Annotated in this window: 18 protein-coding genes; 11 read left to right on the top strand and 7 right to left on the bottom strand. The window is 42.5% G+C overall.

The annotated features are described in order from the left end of the window. The coding region (locus tag H6G76_RS37480) for a CoA-binding protein (RefSeq protein WP_397333827.1) at positions 1–110 on the top strand (110 nt) is incomplete at its 5' end. A gap of 80 nt (positions 111–190) precedes the next feature. On the opposite strand, the gene H6G76_RS37925 is transcribed toward H6G76_RS37480, so the two are convergent. Next, positions 191–313, bottom strand: coding sequence for a hypothetical protein (locus H6G76_RS37925; protein ID WP_277883155.1), 123 nt, complete (start codon positions 311–313; stop codon positions 191–193). A 115-nt stretch (positions 314–428) separates the two neighbouring features. Between H6G76_RS37925 and H6G76_RS33000 the strand changes: the two genes are divergently transcribed. Next, on the top strand, positions 429–1,220 hold the full coding sequence (locus tag H6G76_RS33000) for an S-adenosyl-l-methionine hydroxide adenosyltransferase family protein (protein WP_190710265.1): 792 nt from the start codon (positions 429–431) through the stop codon (positions 1,218–1,220). Here H6G76_RS33000 and H6G76_RS32995 read toward each other — a convergent pair. Next, positions 1,217–2,476, bottom strand: a complete 1,260-nt coding sequence (locus H6G76_RS32995; RefSeq protein ID WP_190710263.1) for a hypothetical protein — start codon at positions 2,474–2,476, stop codon at positions 1,217–1,219. The genes H6G76_RS33000 and H6G76_RS32995 overlap by 4 nt on opposite strands. Further along, positions 2,436–2,645 (bottom strand): hypothetical protein, encoded by a 210-nt coding sequence (locus H6G76_RS32990; RefSeq protein ID WP_190710269.1) that lies wholly within the window; start codon positions 2,643–2,645, stop codon positions 2,436–2,438. Before H6G76_RS32990 ends, H6G76_RS32995 begins: the two co-directional genes overlap by 41 nt. A gap of 225 nt (positions 2,646–2,870) precedes the next feature. Here H6G76_RS32990 and H6G76_RS32985 point away from each other — a divergent pair, with 225 nt between their 5' ends. From H6G76_RS32985 to H6G76_RS32975, 3 genes are all read left to right on the top strand, one after another. Beyond that, on the top strand, positions 2,871–3,335 hold the full coding sequence (locus H6G76_RS32985; RefSeq protein ID WP_190710261.1) for a hypothetical protein: 465 nt from the start codon (positions 2,871–2,873) through the stop codon (positions 3,333–3,335). 209 nt (positions 3,336–3,544) lie between these two features. Further along, positions 3,545–3,982 (top strand): hypothetical protein, encoded by a 438-nt coding sequence (locus tag H6G76_RS32980; protein WP_242056623.1) that lies wholly within the window; start codon positions 3,545–3,547, stop codon positions 3,980–3,982. Between the two features lie 81 nt (positions 3,983–4,063). Beyond that, positions 4,064–7,132: a strawberry notch family protein gene (locus H6G76_RS32975; protein ID WP_190710259.1), complete on the top strand. Its 3,069-nt coding sequence runs from the start codon at positions 4,064–4,066 to the stop codon at positions 7,130–7,132. 738 nt (positions 7,133–7,870) lie between these two features. Here H6G76_RS32975 and H6G76_RS37475 read toward each other — a convergent pair. Beyond that, entirely contained in the window at positions 7,871–8,080 is a 210-nt protein-coding gene (locus tag H6G76_RS37475; RefSeq protein ID WP_242056622.1) for a hypothetical protein, read from the bottom strand. A 540-nt stretch (positions 8,081–8,620) separates the two neighbouring features. Between H6G76_RS37475 and H6G76_RS32965 the strand changes: the two genes are divergently transcribed. The 4 genes from H6G76_RS32965 (at position 8,621) to H6G76_RS32950 (ending at position 11,738) form a co-directional block, all read left to right on the top strand. Continuing rightward, positions 8,621–9,298 carry a helix-turn-helix domain-containing protein gene (locus tag H6G76_RS32965; RefSeq protein WP_190710257.1) on the top strand — a complete coding sequence of 226 codons (678 nt, stop codon included), beginning with the start codon at positions 8,621–8,623 and terminating at the stop codon, positions 9,296–9,298. A gap of 79 nt (positions 9,299–9,377) precedes the next feature. Further along, positions 9,378–9,914 carry a dihydrofolate reductase family protein gene (locus H6G76_RS32960; RefSeq protein ID WP_190710255.1) on the top strand — a complete coding sequence of 179 codons (537 nt, stop codon included), beginning with the start codon at positions 9,378–9,380 and terminating at the stop codon, positions 9,912–9,914. Positions 9,915–10,091: 177 nt separating this feature from the next. After that, complete coding sequence (locus tag H6G76_RS32955) at positions 10,092–11,297, top strand: AIPR family protein (protein ID WP_190710253.1); 1,206 nt, start codon at positions 10,092–10,094, stop codon at positions 11,295–11,297. A 111-nt stretch (positions 11,298–11,408) separates the two neighbouring features. Beyond that, entirely contained in the window at positions 11,409–11,738 is a 330-nt protein-coding gene (locus H6G76_RS32950) for a hypothetical protein (protein ID WP_190710250.1), read from the top strand. Positions 11,739–12,085: 347 nt separating this feature from the next. Here H6G76_RS32950 and H6G76_RS32945 read toward each other — a convergent pair whose 3' ends face one another. Beyond that, a complete protein-coding gene (locus H6G76_RS32945; RefSeq protein WP_190710248.1) occupies positions 12,086–14,080 on the bottom strand; it encodes a protein-arginine deiminase family protein in 1,995 nt (664 codons plus the stop codon). A gap of 358 nt (positions 14,081–14,438) precedes the next feature. On the opposite strand from H6G76_RS32945, the gene H6G76_RS32940 reads away from it, so the two are divergent. Continuing rightward, positions 14,439–14,762: a hypothetical protein gene (locus H6G76_RS32940; RefSeq protein ID WP_190710245.1), complete on the top strand. Its 324-nt coding sequence runs from the start codon at positions 14,439–14,441 to the stop codon at positions 14,760–14,762. Positions 14,763–14,808: 46 nt separating this feature from the next. Further along, positions 14,809–15,072 carry a hypothetical protein gene (locus H6G76_RS32935; RefSeq protein WP_190710243.1) on the top strand — a complete coding sequence of 88 codons (264 nt, stop codon included), beginning with the start codon at positions 14,809–14,811 and terminating at the stop codon, positions 15,070–15,072. A 199-nt stretch (positions 15,073–15,271) separates the two neighbouring features. On the opposite strand, the gene H6G76_RS32930 is transcribed toward H6G76_RS32935, so the two are convergent. Together H6G76_RS32930 and H6G76_RS32925 are read right to left on the bottom strand one after the other, a co-directional pair. Beyond that, the gene (locus H6G76_RS32930) at positions 15,272–15,925 is read right to left on the bottom strand and encodes a response regulator transcription factor (protein WP_190710241.1); all 654 of its coding nucleotides are present in this window, start codon (positions 15,923–15,925) and stop codon (positions 15,272–15,274) included. Continuing rightward, the gene (locus H6G76_RS32925; protein ID WP_190710239.1) at positions 15,925–17,133 is read right to left on the bottom strand and encodes a sensor histidine kinase; all 1,209 of its coding nucleotides are present in this window, start codon (positions 17,131–17,133) and stop codon (positions 15,925–15,927) included. The genes H6G76_RS32930 and H6G76_RS32925 overlap by 1 nt, the downstream gene beginning before the upstream one ends. Positions 17,134–17,444 lie beyond the last annotated feature (311 nt).

Below are 17,444 nucleotides of genomic sequence, written 5' to 3'. Positions count from 1 at the left end.
TGGGGATTTCCCACCAACAAGCAGCACAAAAAGCCCTAGATGCCGGGCTAAACGTGGTTATGGATGCTTGCATCAAAGTTGAGTATCTGCGATTAGGGGTTCGCCAATAGGTGGTGTCATATCATGTCCGGTTGAGCAATTATCATAAAAACCCTCTCCCCTGCGCCCCTGCTGCCTTAATCATAAGTCTTTAACCGGACATGATATTAACTAAAGCGATCGCTCGCTTGTCATACTTACATCGGCTGATGGGTTCACCTTGACTATGACTAGGCTCAGTGACAATATCAAGTTCTTTTCCTTTCCTTACCAATTCTCAACAATAATTTTCTAAATTCCCCTATGTATTTCTATTGGCGATCGCGAACGTTACTCAATCATAATCATGAGTAAATACAATAATTACTACCTTTGATAGGAGGGGCAGAATGTTTATCTGTGTTATTGCAGACTACGGTACAGGAGATCCAGCATTTACTGAAGTCACGCAACGTTTACTTCTAGCTTTTCCCCATGCCCAAATTCATTTACTTTCGGTTCCGCCATTCAGTACCTTGGCCACAGGCTTTTGGATTGCCCAATTGGGACTTAACCCAGGCCCAAGCGAGCGGCTGATTTATCATAATTGTGCGCCGCGTCAGGATGATCCACAAGCTCGTCGAGACAATGAGGGTGAAGGACTAACCTATGCTCTTTTACCCAACGATGTAAAGGTCATAGGTGTCAATGCCGGCTATACTCTCTCTTTTATCAAAGACCATACCAAGGAATTGCGAGTGGTCAACGTTTCTCGTGGTGGCTCACAGTTTCGCTCACGGGATGTGTTTCCTGTCGCTGCGACCGCCATCATGCGTGAAGATTTTAGCCTTTTAGGAGATCACATAAACCGTGAGCAAATTCCCGATGTTCCACCAGATCGAATTGCCTGGATTGATGGCTACGGTAACATCAAAACAACTATTGCGGCGCATACAGTTAACTTGCAGCCTCAAACCAAAATCGTAATTCGTATTGGAGATGTGGTCAGTGATGCAGTTTATTCTGATGGCAGTTTCAAGGTACCTGAAGGAACTCTAGCCTTTGCCCCTGGTAGTTCCGGTTGGTCAGTTGACGAACAGACACAGCCATTACGCTTCTTAGAGCTATTTTTGCGAGGCGGAAGTGCTTGGGAACGCTTTGGCCGTCCCCGTGTGAATCAGCAGGTAACTCAAATTGCCTAATCCGCGCTCTGGAGGCTTGCACCAGCGTCATCTTGGAGACTACCACAATGTTTACAGTGTGGTAAATGTTTGTAAGTAAGATTGTGGCAGTTTTGACATTCAACATATTGATAATAACCACAGTGCGGACAATAAGCATCATTGAGCCGAATTTTCCTCGCACAATTGACGCAACGTGATTTTTGAACTCTGCTAACGGCCTGAAGTTTAGGGTTAAGGACAATTTTTTGAAAAAACTTGATAATGCCAAAACCAATCAGTGGAATTAGCAAGATATAAACATAGCTGATGAGGAAAAGTAATCTACCCAGAACTGCACTAATAACATCAAATATAAATTGAAAGATTACCCCTATTTGCAGAAATTCAAAAATTTTTAGGATGAATGGGATAAAAAAGATCACCAACAAATGCCAGCTAATTAGAGAAATCAGTCCGGCTCCTCTACGCTGAGAAAATTGATGAACTAATAAGGCTATAAAAATCAGTGGCAACAGAAACAGAGACTGAAAAATCAGTTGAATACTTGGATACCAAAAGTCTGCCTGCTGATACCCTTGTTCAACTGTTCTAAATTCATTACCTTTCTGAATAAAGGCTAGAAAATTAACACTTTCCGGGAAAGTCAGCAGTTCATTCTTAAGTAGAGAAATTTCCGATTCTAGTTGAGATATCTTCAGATTATTTTGCTGTAACTGGACTTGAGCTTTTTCTGCACCGACTTGATTAATTGATTGCCCACGAGGTTGTCCGGCAATCTTTTCTAAGAGCGTAGAGTCATACTGAGCGCGAATCTGATTATTAGCTTGTTTCAGATTGCTGATTTGTATTTGTTTCTTGTCAATGGCTTTTATAGTTTGCTGAATTTTGGAATTGTTAATCTTATCTTTGTACTCTGCATACTGCAAACAGGTTGAAGAAACTTTGCCCACATGACCTGCTTCAGCTTGTTGATATCTTTGTGTGTGACTGGCTGGATTGCTACTATCCAATGGCAATGACTGCTTCACAATTTCATAATTTTTATCTTTAGTCGTTTGCGTTCGGTAAGTTTGCCATTCGGAATAACATGGATAAGCTTGTGAAGGGCTGAGATGCCATCTACTAATATCATCTAGTCCTGTAAAAACATTGATTAAGATAAAAATATCAATCAAAATAATGACAATCAAACTAATCCTATTTAGAGGTTCATTGTTGATTGTCCTTGACTTACTAAAGAATTGATTGGAAATCTGACGTATTCTGGCAAACATCTTTTCTTTCTAACTGCTCTGCTGTATTCTCCAACATCAGAGTTAACAATTCCGACATCTCCCACAAATCTTTATTACGGTTATCGTTATAAATCATCAGCGTTCTAGGGTCAGCATGACCAAGCCCCGTTGGGGCGGGGTGTCGGGTGTGGAGGAAGAGAAAGCTCAACCCTACTTTTCCGCCTTTAGGTCGAGTTATTACTAGGTTTTTTGAGCAATTTCTCCTTTGGGCTACGCCAAATTTGAGAGCGAGTATCAAGCAGCTACAAATTCAATTCTCCACAAGGAGAATTGGTGCCTAAATCTTTTGCTACTGCCTAATTTCTCATAAGCGTACAGTTCAAACGCTTCGCTATTCGCCCCTTGAAATCTCTCGTACTCCAGGAGAAAAATTATGGATATTCAATCAATCTTGTCCTTGGCAATTCAAGTTATCTTCATGGGTTTCGTTAGCCTTGTGGTCATAGACTTCGTAAACAGCTTGTTCTGGCTACCTTATTCATATTCTGCGATTGCACCCGTCGCTACAACAAATCAAGTAATCGCAGCAGAAACACCCCACACTGTACTCATACCAGAAACAATCGCCGCACTAGAACCAGAACCACAGTTCGCGCAACTGCCTGACCCTTGGTTCACCACAAATATTACACCAATCCCAATACAACAAGAGCCGGTTGTGCTTGAGTTCCTCACATTAAGACTGCTACCGCCAGTAGCTTCTGTTGTTCAACCGAAAGGTAGGGCAACCACCAAATCTACTAAAACCACTCAACCAAAATCTACTAAAACTCGCAAAACTAGCCAGCCCAAAACTGCGGTAACACCTCGTAAATCTCGCAAGTCGGCTGCGGCTTAATACCAATTCGCAATTCGCAATTCGCAATTCGCAATTGAGACGCATCAGATATAGCATGGCTTTCGAGGTTTGAATGTGTTGCCTCATTTTAGAAAATTGATATAAAGCTACTGGCAAAACCTCGATTTCTCCTCGTTTTTCCTCTTACAAAAAGTTCGCAGCTTAATCCCAAGCACCTAATTATTTAACTGCGAACTGCGAATTGCGAATTGCGAATTGGAGAGGCGATCGCTCAAACTGTCGTTTCAAAAATTAGAATAATGCAAGCAGCGCACTGTGCGTTAGTAGTGGCTCTCCAGTACGTTCCAGACGATCCTCAGTTTGCAATTGCTCGTCTGCATCTCGAAAGAGCAATTGCTTTGTCTGGAGAATATTACCAAACTCGCTACTCTATATTTTGGAAAACTTCATCACAAAAGGTGAAACGCTCAGTTAGACAACAATGTAATCAACTGGCATTCGATACGTATTCGCACATGGTTGATTGTGCTGTGTTGGTAAACGAATATGCAGCAAAACAAACGTCTGCTGGTATCCCCGAACCCAAGCAGTGGCGAGAATTCTTAAACAATCTCGAATGTGCCTTTAATTGGATCGAGCGTGAGCATCCACAAGAAATTAACATCAAGCAATTAAGTCTAATTTGATTGCTTTGTTCAAAGCGCAAATCTTCACTCTTCAATATCGGCTACGCCAATGTTTTGTGAAAATTATATCTATATATAGTCATGGTCAGCCAATTCGCTACACAGGGTTGCTTATTCGACCTGCAAACCGTTTTAGATTATGGGCAATCCATCCTCAACGTTGCCCAAGAACTAGCTAAATCACTAATTGATCATCGCCCTATTGCTAAAAAAACTATTCAATCGCAAATGAATCGCCACTTTCACGGCACTGCGGCTGAGGGCAAGTGGTTGTGGAAAGATGCTTACGAAGCTGTGGAAGTGGCGTTAATTCTTTACCTCCGCCGCCAAGGAATACCACAAAACCCCTTAGAACAACTGCAACTGCTTGAGTCACTTTGCCCTACTCACACCCGCCGCAGTGAGGAACAATTGCAACTCCAGCAATTCTCGACACCCTTACCCTTGAGTGCTGCATTAATCGAAGATGCCCGTAGAGACTGGTGTGCTTTAGGAGGCAATGAAAAGGACATTATAGACCTCTCAAACATCAAGCTGGGTGAGCCAATTCCATTCACCCAAGGGATTTTATTCTGCACATACTCAACTCTGCGCTCACAAAAGAATGGCAAAAGCCGGCTCAAGCAAATTGTTGAGTGGGCAGGATCGGACTTTGAGGGTGTCATTTCATTTGACGAGTGCCACAGTATGGGAAATGCGATGGCGGTTGAGGGATCGCTGGGTATGGTTGCAGCATCGCAGCAGGGCATTGTCGGGCTGAGACTGCAAAATGCACTTGCCAATGCCAGGGTTGTTTACGTGTCGGCAACCGGAGCAACCAAAGTCTCAAACCTATCTTATGCAAATCGCTTAGGCCTCTGGCAGACTGGCGACTTCCCGTTTACCTCTCGTGAGGATTTTGTGGAGTCTATCTCTGTCGGCGGCATTGCGGCGATGGAAGTTGTTGCACGGGATCTCAAGGCACTTGGTTTGTATTTGGCGCGATCGCTGTCCTTTGATGGCGTAGAGTATCAAACTCTCGAAATCGAGTTAACGCCGACGCAAGAACGGATATATAATGCCTATTCCGATGCTTTCCAAATTATCCACAATAATTTAGAGAAAGCATTGGAGGCTTGTAACATCACTGGTGCGAAAACGTATAACCGTGCTGCTAAGATGTCAGCCAAATCGCAGTTTGAGTCGCATAAGCAACGCTTCTTTAATCATCTCCTTACGGGGATGAAGTGTCCTATGCTGCGGGGAGCGATTGAGAATGATTTAGCCCAAGGTCTTGCTGTTGTCATTCAAATCGTTTCAACTAACGAAGAGTTATTGAAGCGGCGGCTTGATGAAGTTCCGGCTGACGAATGGAAGGATCTCAACCTCGATCTAACGCCTCGTGAATATCTCATGGATTATTTGATGAGTGCATTCCCAATCCATTTGCATTCCATCCATTCAGGAGAAGACGGAGAAGAAAGATCCGAACCTGCCTTTGATGCAGACGGTTCTCCTGTAATCTCACTTGAAGCTGTGGGTTTACGTGATGCCTTGATTGATCGACTGGCCAGCCTCGACCCCATTCCCGGTGCTTTAGAACAACTGCTATGGCATTTCGGTCACAAGCAAGTTGCTGAAGTGACTGGTCGTAGCAAACGGGTTTTAAAGGATGAATCTGGTCGCTTGTTCGTTGATTCCCGTGGTAGTGGGGCGAATATTGCTGAAACTGCTGCATTTATGCAGGGGGATAAGCAAATCCTCATTTTCTCTGACGCTGGCGGTACTGGTCGCAGCTACCACGCTGACTTGAACGCGGTTAATCGTAGAAGGCGATCGCATTACCTTTTAGAAGCCGGCTGGAGAGCGGATAATGCAATCCAAGGACTTGGGCGGAGTCACCGCACAAACCAAGCATCTGCACCAATCTTCCGACCAGTCACGACAAACGTGCGCGGTGAACGCAGGTTTATCAGCACAATTGCTCGACGGCTGGATAGCTTGGGCGCACTTACTCGTGGGCAGAGACAAACCGGGGGCAATGGTATTTTTGATACCAAGGATAACCTGGAGTCGCAATATGCCGAACGTGCTTTGTACGAGCTATTCAGGCAGATTTACCAAGGTCGGTTTTATGAGGTTCCACTCGGCACTTTCGAGCAAATGACTGGTTTATCGCTGACTTCCCACGAAGGCGGGATGAAGATAGACCTCCCACCCCTGCGTCAATTCCTCAATCGCTTGCTGGCTCTCCGCATTGATATGCAAAACATCATTTTCGAGCGTTTTGAACTTTTGTTAAGCCAACAGATTGAAGCAGCGATCGCCGCCGGAATCTTTGAGATGGGTGTGGAGACTTTACGGGCTGAACGGTTTACTGTCGAAAGCCAAGAATCTGTGTACACTCATCCTGCCACTGGTAGCGTAACAAACTATCTCAAGGTAGAACGCACCCAGAAGAACAACATCAAAACTGCTGAGGAAATGCTGGAGTTTGCTGCCAAGTACCAGGGTCAACTTATGATCAATGAAAAGTCTGGTAACGCTGCTGTGTCCATTCCGACACACAGTATCTTCGACAGTGATGGTGGTGTTATTCCACGGGTTTTGTTGGTGCGATCACAAAAAGAAACTCGCGTCACACTCACGGATTTGGAATCATCCAGATGGAAGCAAGTTCCTACTGAAGTGTTCATCGCGGCGTGGTCGAAGGAAATTGATGCACTGCCCCGTTTCATCACTGATTACCTGCATCTAGTCACCGGAATCCTGTTACCGATTTGGAAGATACTCCCACAACACAGTAGCCGGGTCTTCCGATTGCAAACCAGCGATGGCACGAAAGTGCTTGGTCGGGTGGTGAATGCTCAAGATATTCAAACTGTTCGAGAGCAACTCGGCTTGAAGAATAAGCTGCTTTCTCCAGCAGAGCTTGTGAAGCTTGTGCTGGACGAGAAGTATTCACAGCAGTTACCTGGAGGTATAACACTGCGGCGGTCTTTCGTTGCTGGTGAACCGCGCATAGAACTAGTCGATGCTTTATCCTTGGCAGACCGACTGGTGAGTGTTGGATGTTTCACCGAGATCATCAACTGGCGCAAGCGGGTGTTTGTGCCAACAGGAGATCGCTCTGCTGCTGTTTTGGGTGCTGTAATTGAGATTCTTGGATAGTGAAAGCAAAGCGATGTGGTTTTAACCCGTCGCTTTGTTTTTTCTGAAATCCTGGTTGTAAAGGACTTCATTGAGTGTTTTCTTCTGACGCTTGTAAATTCGCTAATGTCGTTGCAGTCTGATGAGAGATTAAGACTTTAATACCAACAGCAAAGCTCAATAAATTATAAATTTTACTTTATTTAATCTTGAGAATAAGATTAATTATAATATCTTTAAAGCTGAAATAAATTATTAATAATAATAGGAAAACTTGCTGAAACTGAATAACGGGATCTAACCGCTAGCCATGTATCATTAATATTATTCCAGAAGCCAACATTATCACTGGTATTAACACTCCTTGAAAAATATATATCAGCCTGACCCAAAGTGTAAGTGTATTTTTCCTTAGCACTAGCCAGCCTATCATTAAAAATATGTATATAGCTGCTAAAAGTAAATAAAAAATCCCAATTAGTGTAGAGCCGTTTGTTCCAACATTAACTTGAGCTAACTGAAACATTTTGATAAATTCCTACTTAAGTACAAGCCACTATCTTAACTGGGCAAGTAACTAAGGGTGGCATTTATACAACTGTTACAAATTTTTTTACAAATACTGTGTAAAATTTATGGGAGCAGAGATAGACCTAAATATTGAGGCGGCCTGTAGTCAACAATTGATATCCCCCAACAAAACAAGCCATTGAAAGGCAAAACTGCCAAAGACTTGTGGGATTGAGAACAGCGCGACTACTAAAAAAGACTCTTCAGTATTCCCACTCCTAATGCCGCCCAACCTAAAGCTTTATCCTGGCGAGGCAAGACAAATAACATAACAATTCCAGAAGTCAGAAAAAGTATAGAAGCATCAGCAGCTAAACCTCGCCACCAGTAAGGGTAAACATTAGTAGTAAAATAAATATTCTGACCGAGAAAATAAACCCCAGCCAGTAGCAGTGCCAAACCGATCAGCTTGAATAGAAATCTTATTATATAAGTAGAAGCTAAGTTTTAAGACATATTTCTAAAGTAAAGCAAATAAAGCTATTTAGTATTTAAAATCATCATGAATTAGTATTAATTGTTTATAAACATACATCATTTAAATAACTAGCTATTACTTGAAGTCAACTATTTCTTCTAATCATCTTAATTACATCATTTAGTACACACTGGCATTTTTAATGTTTTTAAAACAAGCAAGGGGAATTTTACTGCTGAAAAAATTACAAAGGGAGATTTTCGAGTTGAGCTTGGGTTGATAAAAGCAGACAGCAGCATTTTCAGCACGATTTAATAACCATTCTGGAATTTCCACCCAATCAATATAAATTTCTATACCATACTCGGCAATAATTTCGCTAAGTTTATGATGCCCATTATTCCATCGACTATGAATATTTTTGGCTCGCCCTACATAAATAACATTCCCATTTGCATCTAAAACTTTATATTTATAGCTAAAGTTGATCCGATAGTTCTGCTATTCCTACACAAGACAGTATGGAATTTGTCTTTGACACAAGGTCGGCAAACTCGTCTTTTGTCGAAACGATTTGGCACACTCATAGCGAGCGCGCTGGCACTTTTACTTCGGCCGCACAAAGCAACTGGGAGATCGTCATCGCCACCTTCAACGGCAAGACGAAGATTGTCGCACGCGGCCCGGAGACTAAAGCCTCCCTTGCCGATTTCCCAGCAGAAGCTGAGTTCTTTGGCATCACCTTCAAACTTGGCACGTTCATGCCCCATCTTCGGGTGAAAACTCTTGTAGATAGACACGATGCCACTCTTCCTGAAGCATCAAGCAATTGTTTCTGGCTACATGGCTTAGTGTGGGAACTTCCAACTTTTGAAAATGCTGACGTGTTCATCAACAGACTGATTCATCAGGGGATACTTGTGCGAGATCCGGTGGTTGAGGCGGCAATACAGGGACACAAGCCCGACATATCGGTACGTTCCTTACAGTATCGTTTCTTACAGGCAACCGGATTAACCCAAAAGACGATTCAGCAGATTGAACGCGCCCACCGTGCCGTCTGCTTACTTGAGCAAGGTACATCTATTTTAGACACTGCCTTCGAGCTAGGGTACTTCGATCAGGCACATCTGACTAATTCGCTCAAGCACTTTATTGGCAAAACTCCCGCGCAAATCATTCCCATCGCGGTTCCATAGTTTGCGTTTTTTTCCAAGACTACGATCTCTTGCTTGCACCATAATCGCGCTAAACAGCGAATGGTAAAAGGATAACACCATGCGAAAACTAGTCGTCACTGAATTTATGTCACTCGATGGCGTTATAGAAGAACCTGCCTGGACTGCACCTTATTGGAATGACGACATCGCTCAGTTTAAAGATGAAGAGCAACACACCAGTGATACTTTGCTCCTGGGGCGCGTGACCTATCAAGGGTTTGCCGCCGCCTGGCCAAACAGCACTGATGACGGGGCTTCATACATGAATAACGTCCGCAAATACGTGGTGTCCAAGACATTGAACGCAGTAGAGTGGAACAACTCAATACTCATCCAAGACAATATCGTCGAAGAAATCGCCCGGCTCAAGCAGCAAGACGGACAGGGCATTCTGGTCTATGGCAGTGCCGCACTTGTGCAAACTCTCATTCGGCACGAGCTTGTGGATCTCTATCGGCTGCTTGTTTACCCAGTAGTTGTAGGCAAAGGCAAGCACTTGTTCCAAGGGGATACTACTGTGACTTTGAAGCTGTTGCAATCACAAGCGTTCGGTTCAGGTGTTATGGCACTCGTCTATGAACCAGAGCGTAAATAATCACTTCCATTTGTGCAACAAACCAGCGTTTAGTGGGGTGGATATCAAACCTCACTAAAAGCAAAAATCTATTTCAAGTAACCTATACCAAGATGTTTTGAAATTTTTTAGTGCGATTTGATGCTGAATGCGCGTATCCTTTTTTAATATCAGCTGCACTCTTGGGCAAAGAATACTATGCCAAAAAATTGGGCTTTGAAAGTAGACCAGTTTTTCAATGCAAACCCTCACTGCATTATCGCTACTGTTCACGTTGACAGCTTCCCCTCCGACCTACCGCTAGAGCCGAATATTCGGGAGCCAAACCGTAAAAGCTCGACATATAGACAAATCTTCGATTCCTTAACCACTGAGCCGGAAAAATTCTTCTCCAGACATAGTGGAATCGTGCTGTGTGTCAACAAGGTCAAGCCCAACAGTAAAAAGACTCAGCTAGAACTAGAAATTCTTGAGGCATCCGAGGGTGGTAGCGATGGCATCATTAACGGTGGGCATACAGTTTTAGCCTTTCAACAGGCAAGGGAATACAAATATGACCTTACCGAAGCCAGAGTCAAAGTCACAATTCACATTGGGCTTAGTGAGGATGAGGCAAAAGACATCGCCCTAGCATCAAATACATCTGCCCCGGTGGATGCGCGTTCTAAAGTAAATGCCAGGGGTGATTACAAATTCCTGAAACAGTTTTTAGCTCAACTGGAGCGAGAAGAAAAAACTAAATTCCGCATCGCCTACTACCAAAACCAAAGCGGTGCGCCCAAAAGTCCCCAGTGCAATGTTAACCATCTCATTAAGTTGATGAACTGCTTGGACAGGAACAAATACAACCCAGACAGCAAGAGCAGAACTAAACACCCCCCGGTGAGTAATACGCCCTCTTTATCTGAAGCTGAAAGACAAAGGCTGTCGAAACTGCTGCCATTACTGCCTAAAGGATTGTGGATTGAACAAAGGTTATTTCAGATTATCGAAGAACATATCACCAAGCCCAGAAGAAAGGGAGTCGTTGACCTCGCATCAATCGACCCGCGCAAGAATACGCTGCTGCCAGATAGTCGCTATTCGTTTGGGTTTGCTGCACCTGCTGATATTGCTATGCCGATTGTCGCAGCTTATCGGGTATTTTTAGATGAACAGTACAATTGGATCATTCCTTTTGATGAGTTCGCTGAGGATTTTCTGCAACACCTGTGGAATAACTATTACAAGAAATACTTGGTGTCGGAGAAATTAGCAGGCAATACAGTTGGCAGTAAAATCTGCCGCAATCCTGTGATTTGGGATAATATTTACCTTTCAGCCCAGAGTTACCTGAATCAGCAGTTGATGAAAATGGTTAGTTCAAAAAATAGTAAGCGTGAAGAATTGAAGCTGGTGAATTAAAGTGTAATTATTGCTCCATTCTCAAAATGAACATACTCAGGAGCTAGAAAGCTTATACTGTAAAGTATCTGTAATTTTTATGATAGTAATTAGCTCCTTATTAAAATTGCTATGACCAACACACCAGAGCAACCAAGCCGACTAGACCGGATTGAGGCAATTCTAGACAGAGTAGCAACTCAACAACAGTTAAATACTCAGGCACTCACCCAACTGACAACAAAGCTGGACAACCTAAGCGATAACGTCAACGACCTAACCAGTAATGTCAACTCTGTATTGGCTAGGGATGCCATACTGAATGATGTGCTGCTAGAACTACGCGATAGTCACGAACAACACCAGCGTAATTTTGAAGAACACCAGCGAATAAATAACGCTGCACTCAATCAGCTTGGGGCTATCTTAGTACAGCTAACAAGGATTGATCCGCAAAATTAAACCCTGCCCCAAAAAGTTTGAAATTTCTCTGCTTTTCTTGGACAACTTGGCTGGTGATGATTGTCATCCTGGCTTACGGTCATAAACTAGAGTATAGTGCTGTACTTATCTTCTGGGCGATCTCCGTAAATATTTCAGCACTAACTCAGAGTTGTACTACACTCCGTAAAAGCGCATACTCAAGCTGTATCTAGCGTCAACCCCTGCTTTCACTAGCCCTGCCATGCCACAAGTAGTGAATATTCTATTGGCTTCAATTGAAGGATAGCAGGAGGCGGAGTAGTTGATGTCTTTGCATAGCATCATTTTCTTTAATGAGAAACTTTTCAAGTTAAACAGCAACTTCCTTAAATGAATGCTGGTTCAATTTCCCACCACTTTTGAGTAAAAGGTTGCCGACGTGTATTAGTTCCACAATGAATTTCCCCGCGTCCAAGAAAATATGGTTCCCAATCATCGATAAAGTGACACACTAAACCTAAAGGTTCTAAAACTTCTTTAACATAAACTTCAAATTGGCATTGGTTATCAATTTTAGGGCCAAAAGGTTTAGGAATACCAAGATGCTGATTTAGCACTATCATGTTGACCATGTTAGGAGAAAAAGTTTCGGCTCGTCCATCTCGATCTTTTTCAAACAAAGCTGGTAGTTCGATAATATCTTCCTCGCTTAAATCTAATTCTTGTTTTAAAACTTCTCGATTCCAATTAATGTATTCTTGAAAGCGATGATTATCCTCCTTTAATTTTTCATCCTCAATAACATCTAAAACACTAATATCGGCAGTGCTTCTAGAAAATCGTTTTCCTTGACGTAATAATACATGACCATGACCTTGCTGTTGTAAACGGTTGAGAATGTTATAAAATCGCTCAGTACTAGCTAAAAGTAATTTAAATCCTTTAGCACTAGGAGCAGTCACAAAAGTCATAAATTCATCAATATGTCCCACACTCAACCAATCAGAAAATATTTCAAAAGGTGCTTGTATTTTTTGAGCGTAGAGAAAATCTCGTAACACCTTTAACATTCGACGCGGTTGGGAAATCATTTCTTTGCGAGTTCCTCCAAAAATCAGACGACCGAAAGGATAATGAACCCCTTTAACAGTTACTAGCGGAGAAACTTCTAAATTCCCAAAAGAGTCTAATTTTGTAGCTTCATAACGGCTTTTGCGGGTTACATAACCAAAATCAATGCCTAAGAGTTTGGTTTTCGGAAAGTCAACTAATCCGCGATCGCGGGGAGAATCAAGCACCACGTACATCAAGTGTCCGGGAGCTTGAGCATAACCAATCTCAATCTCATCTTGCATCCAACGGTCATCCTGATGAAGTTCAAAAGGAATAATATCTAACTGTGCGTTAGCTTTTCCAACAACTTTTCTCAGTTCCTCTATAAATTCCTTGTTCACTCCATTTGATAACCGAGAAACAAAGACTGCGACTGGAGATAAAGTATTAGGAGTCATAATCCAAGGTGCAACTCTGAAGATGACTTGATCGCTATAAAGAGATTTTTCATCTTTTACTAGGCTTAAAGTAATCTCCACTAAACCATCAAAGTCAACATCAGGGTAACTTAATCCCTCAATAGCCAAAAGTATATCTCGGTTGGTATCCCTAATTTTTGCTTTTGTTCTTCCTGGGCCAATTAACTCATAGCCATCTCTATCTAATTCATTATAAATGCGAATCCTTTTGGCTGTGTCTTCATTAACTGACAAGTAAAGTTCATACCCAGAAGGCAAATCTCTTAAACCAGCCTTACGCACAATCATAAAGCTAAAATCTTTCAGGTCGAGCAGACCTTTGATTAACCTTTCTTCGCTATCATTTTTCTCATTTGAATAAACAATGTCGCGATCACTATTAACTAATAAGACTGCACCATGACCATTCATGCCCCACTTCCAATCAGCTTTATGGGGATTATCTTCTTCAATAACTCCATCCCGATCTGCATCAGTATCTAGGCAAACCCGAACCACAGTTAACTTCAGTTGTACTTGACTTAGCTGACGACCATTATCATCTTGAAAGATAATTTGTACAGAACGGTCTTTGATTTGATCGCTAAAGGTTCTTGACAAAAGAGTAATTTCGGGAAATTGTTCGAGAGAAATAGAGGTTTGTGTGGAAATAATTTGGTCGTTACTAGTAAAAAGTTCAACTTCTCCACTAGTGTTTAATATCACAAATTTACTTGGAGAAGGAGCTAATTTTTGCAAAGAAATTTGCACAGGCTGTCCGACAACTAGAATATCTTCATAGTTTTGGCTTCTTTCTTTGGAGTTTGAATGACGCTCATCAAATATTTTAACTTCTAATAACCTTTTCATAACCATAATGACTATTTATGTTAATCTATTTTTTTGATTTTCCTATATCTATTATTAATAAAGAGCTATCGCTTGATTAATAATCCTTTTTAATACTTAAGGATACCTTTGCACCCCCTCACTAAAGTGCTAATTCAACCCAATTGATGAAACTCTTTGCAGACTAAGCGATTTATGACTTAGAGATTTCCAATTTGGTGGAAGTTTAATTAACGCACAGACGGTCAACGCCGACCAAATAGGTGCTAACATTCAGAAAAAAATGTTTGAAACCGCCCAAACTTAACCATGCCGAACTCAGAACATCCAAAGCACACATTGCTTCTAGTCCCAATCTAATGGCATTTGAACAAAATTCATGAGTAACCATCTTTCCCATCCTGAAGATCCAGACTTCCATTCTTCTATTCAGGAGAATCTACAACAGCTTTCTGCTCAGTTGGGATCTCCTTTGTCCGAATTATCAGTTAAGGAAATATACCAAAATGCGTGCGATTTACTGAGCCACGTTTCCCCATCACCTCTTACTCTTGCCCGCGTTGCCGGAACATTACTGGTCTACCGAGGTAAAGATTCAGAACTGGAAGAATCCAAGTGGTTCAGCACCCAAGTGAAACAATGTCTAGACGAAGAAGAAGTTGAGGAGTTGATTGAATCCATACATCGCACGGATGCTTTGTAATCGCTGAAAAAGCGGGAGTCTCGCGCACAACGACTAGTAATGGTAAATGCTGCTCAATACTAATGATTGGGATCGAGTCAGAGAACTGTCTCGCGCACAACGACTAGTAATGGTAAATGCTGGGTTAGCAATTTGGCGGTTGGTTTCAGAATTGGGTCAAATCGTGCGTTTCAGCAGTGGTGTGAGGAAGGGATGCCGGGAGATCCAAGGGAGTTCTGTTACGGTGCGATTGCTTCAGTGTTACGAAACTATATCTTTGCTGCTGAGTTCCAAAAAGTTGACAATGATTGAAACAGGCGTAAATAAGTAAACCAAAATTTTCAACAACAACGAATTTATTAGGTTTGAATTTTTACTCTAGTAAGTTTTACCACACTAGAATTTTTGTCAATAAGCAAAGGTTAATGAGACTATTTCTGAGTTTATTGAGAATATAGTAGTCTTATTGACATGATGCGGCCGCCCTGCAGACAACCCAATCTACAGGAATAACTGTAAAGGGTTCAAAGTCAACACGCTAGTTGTGCAGTCGCAGAATAGGCATAAATTGCTAATTGCGCTCGATTCCTCAGATTTAAGCGATTGAGCAGATGGGTGACATGAGTTTTTACTGTTCCTTCTGAAATAAAAAGCTGTTGTGCAATATCTCGATTCGTTAAACCTTGACCAATTAATTGCAATACCTCTTGTTCGCGGGGTGTTAATTGCGCTAGTGCGGTTGATTCTACAGTTTGGGTGGCTGAAGCCGTTGAAAATCCGGTAATCAGTTTTTCCATTAAGCCGGGAGCTAGTTGCGTGTAGCCCAGTTGCACAAATCGAATTGCCTGTGCCAACTCTTCCGATGGCATATCTTTCAATAAGTATCCTTTTGCGCCTGCCCGCATCGCATCTGCAATATACTCATCGTCGTCAAATGTACTCAACACCAATACCTTCACTTGGGGATATTGTTGCGTAATCGTGCGGGTTGCCTCTCGTCCATCCATGACGGGCATTCGCACATCCATCAACACTACATCAGGCTGTAACGCTGCCACTTGTTTGAGCGCCACTTCACCGTTATTGGCAATGCCAACAACTTCTAAATCTGACTCCAGCGATAGCATCGCCTTTAATCCTTGACAAATCAAATTCTGATCGTCCACTAACAGCAGGCGAATCATTACAGCCCCTCTTGTAACGGTAACTCCACTAGAATACAACAACCGGCTTGTGGTTCTGACGCGACTCGAAAACTGCCTTGAAGCGCGGCAATTCTCTCTTGCATTCCATGTAGCCCATAGCCAGCAGATTTGCTCTGTGGCTGAAAACCACATCCATTATCCCGAATGCTCAGATGAAGGCGATCGCTCGTTTGGATTAAATCGAATTGTACAGCAGTGGCTTGTGCGTGTTTGCAAATATTCGTTAATGCCTCTTGTGCAACTCGGTAAATTGTTTTTGCCATCTGAGCCGGCAGAATGGTTTGCAAACCGATGTGGACTGCAACATGAATTCCTGTACTTTGCTCAAACTCTTTCACCAGAGACGCGAGCGCTTGTTCTAATGGCTCTTGGTCTACCACATCTGCCCTCAAGGTATGCACCGACTGCCTTACTTCTTGCATCGCCACTTTACCCAGTCGTTGCGCTTGTTCTAAAAACGGTTTGGCTTCGGTTGGGTTGTGCTGCCACAGTTTCACGGCAGTTTGCAACTGGACATTGAGTGTCGTTAGGGCGTGTCCCAGGGTATCATGGATCTCTCTGGCAATGCGATTGCGCTCTTGAACTGCTGCTAAATCCTCAATTTGTAGGGCATACTCTCGCAACTGTTCGTGGGCTAGTGATAATTGTTCCTGCGTTTTTCGCTCTGCAATTAGGGTACTAACTAACTGCGAGACAAAAAATAACCCCAACCCAAACATTAACAGTTCTGCTGTTTGATGCATCCAAATTTGCTGTTGTTGAACGTTCGGTAGCATCAACGGAGTCACTGTCTGAAGATACTGGAACTGATGAACCATATACAGCACAAGCGAAAGAGCTGCTACAATCCATCGACCAGGAGCTTCAAATAAAAAACAACTGCGAATCAACACAATTAAATAGAGTGTCGGCAGGATATGTAGATATCCCAAAGTTGTGCCGTAGAAGATCAGACCCATTTCGATTGCTGTATAGAAATAGCGCAACGGGGTTTTACCGCGAGGCAACATCCATCCCATTACGCCCAGTGTCACCAGGATCAGAATGTGCTGTAGCGGCAGATTTTGACGCTGCCAAGCTTCGATACCTGCCATCACACCACAACAGCTTAACATTGCCCATTCGGTATACAGCAGAAAGTGAAACGGTTGAGGCTGTGTTTTGAGTATAGAGGCGATCGCACTCATAGCAACTGCTTCCAGTAGTTGTATTTATATATTTTCAATAAATACAGCAATTTGGGTTGAATTTCCAGAAAAACGCTCAAATTTACAACTTTCGCTGATGTTCCTTGCTTTGGCTATGACTAAAGTTAGAATCCCTCGCCCTTGAGATCATGTTTCTTTCGTTGATGTCCGCTCAAGACTTTCTTCAGATGGTTTTAATGAGGTAATTTCCTTAAGGGGCTACAAAAAGGGCTAGAATGCAGACAGAATAAGTCTCATAGCTCTTTGACCTTGTTGGTAGAAAGGACGCTTATTAGGACTTAATGTCAATA

The sequence above is a fragment of the Nostoc sp. FACHB-152 genome, assembly GCF_014697475.1.
GTDB lineage: Bacteria > Cyanobacteriota > Cyanobacteriia > Cyanobacteriales > Nostocaceae > Nostoc_B.
The sequence above is the reverse complement of the archived record's forward strand: the minus strand, read 5'-3'. Positions and strand labels throughout refer to the sequence as shown.

Excerpts from the sequence above, each read along its gene's own strand:
- H6G76_RS32930 (WP_190710241.1), bottom strand. The coding sequence starts at position 15,925 with ATGATTCGCCTGCTGTTAGTGGACGATCAGAATTTGATTTGTCAAGGA.
- H6G76_RS32955 (WP_190710253.1), top strand. The coding sequence starts at position 10,092 with ATGCCAAAAAATTGGGCTTTGAAAGTAGACCAGTTTTTCAATGCAAAC.
- H6G76_RS32925 (WP_190710239.1), bottom strand. The coding sequence starts at position 17,133 with ATGAGTGCGATCGCCTCTATACTCAAAACACAGCCTCAACCGTTTCAC.
- H6G76_RS32945 (WP_190710248.1), bottom strand. The coding sequence starts at position 14,080 with ATGAAAAGGTTATTAGAAGTTAAAATATTTGATGAGCGTCATTCAAAC.
- H6G76_RS32975 (WP_190710259.1), top strand. The coding sequence starts at position 4,064 with ATGGTCAGCCAATTCGCTACACAGGGTTGCTTATTCGACCTGCAAACC.
- H6G76_RS32965 (WP_190710257.1), top strand. The coding sequence starts at position 8,621 with ATGGAATTTGTCTTTGACACAAGGTCGGCAAACTCGTCTTTTGTCGAA.
- H6G76_RS32985 (WP_190710261.1), top strand. The coding sequence starts at position 2,871 with ATGGATATTCAATCAATCTTGTCCTTGGCAATTCAAGTTATCTTCATG.
- H6G76_RS32950 (WP_190710250.1), top strand. The coding sequence starts at position 11,409 with ATGACCAACACACCAGAGCAACCAAGCCGACTAGACCGGATTGAGGCA.
- H6G76_RS32960 (WP_190710255.1), top strand. The coding sequence starts at position 9,378 with ATGCGAAAACTAGTCGTCACTGAATTTATGTCACTCGATGGCGTTATA.
- H6G76_RS32995 (WP_190710263.1), bottom strand. The coding sequence starts at position 2,476 with ATGTTTGCCAGAATACGTCAGATTTCCAATCAATTCTTTAGTAAGTCA.
- H6G76_RS32935 (WP_190710243.1), top strand. The coding sequence starts at position 14,809 with ATGCTGCTCAATACTAATGATTGGGATCGAGTCAGAGAACTGTCTCGC.
- H6G76_RS32940 (WP_190710245.1), top strand. The coding sequence starts at position 14,439 with ATGAGTAACCATCTTTCCCATCCTGAAGATCCAGACTTCCATTCTTCT.
- H6G76_RS33000 (WP_190710265.1), top strand. The coding sequence starts at position 429 with ATGTTTATCTGTGTTATTGCAGACTACGGTACAGGAGATCCAGCATTT.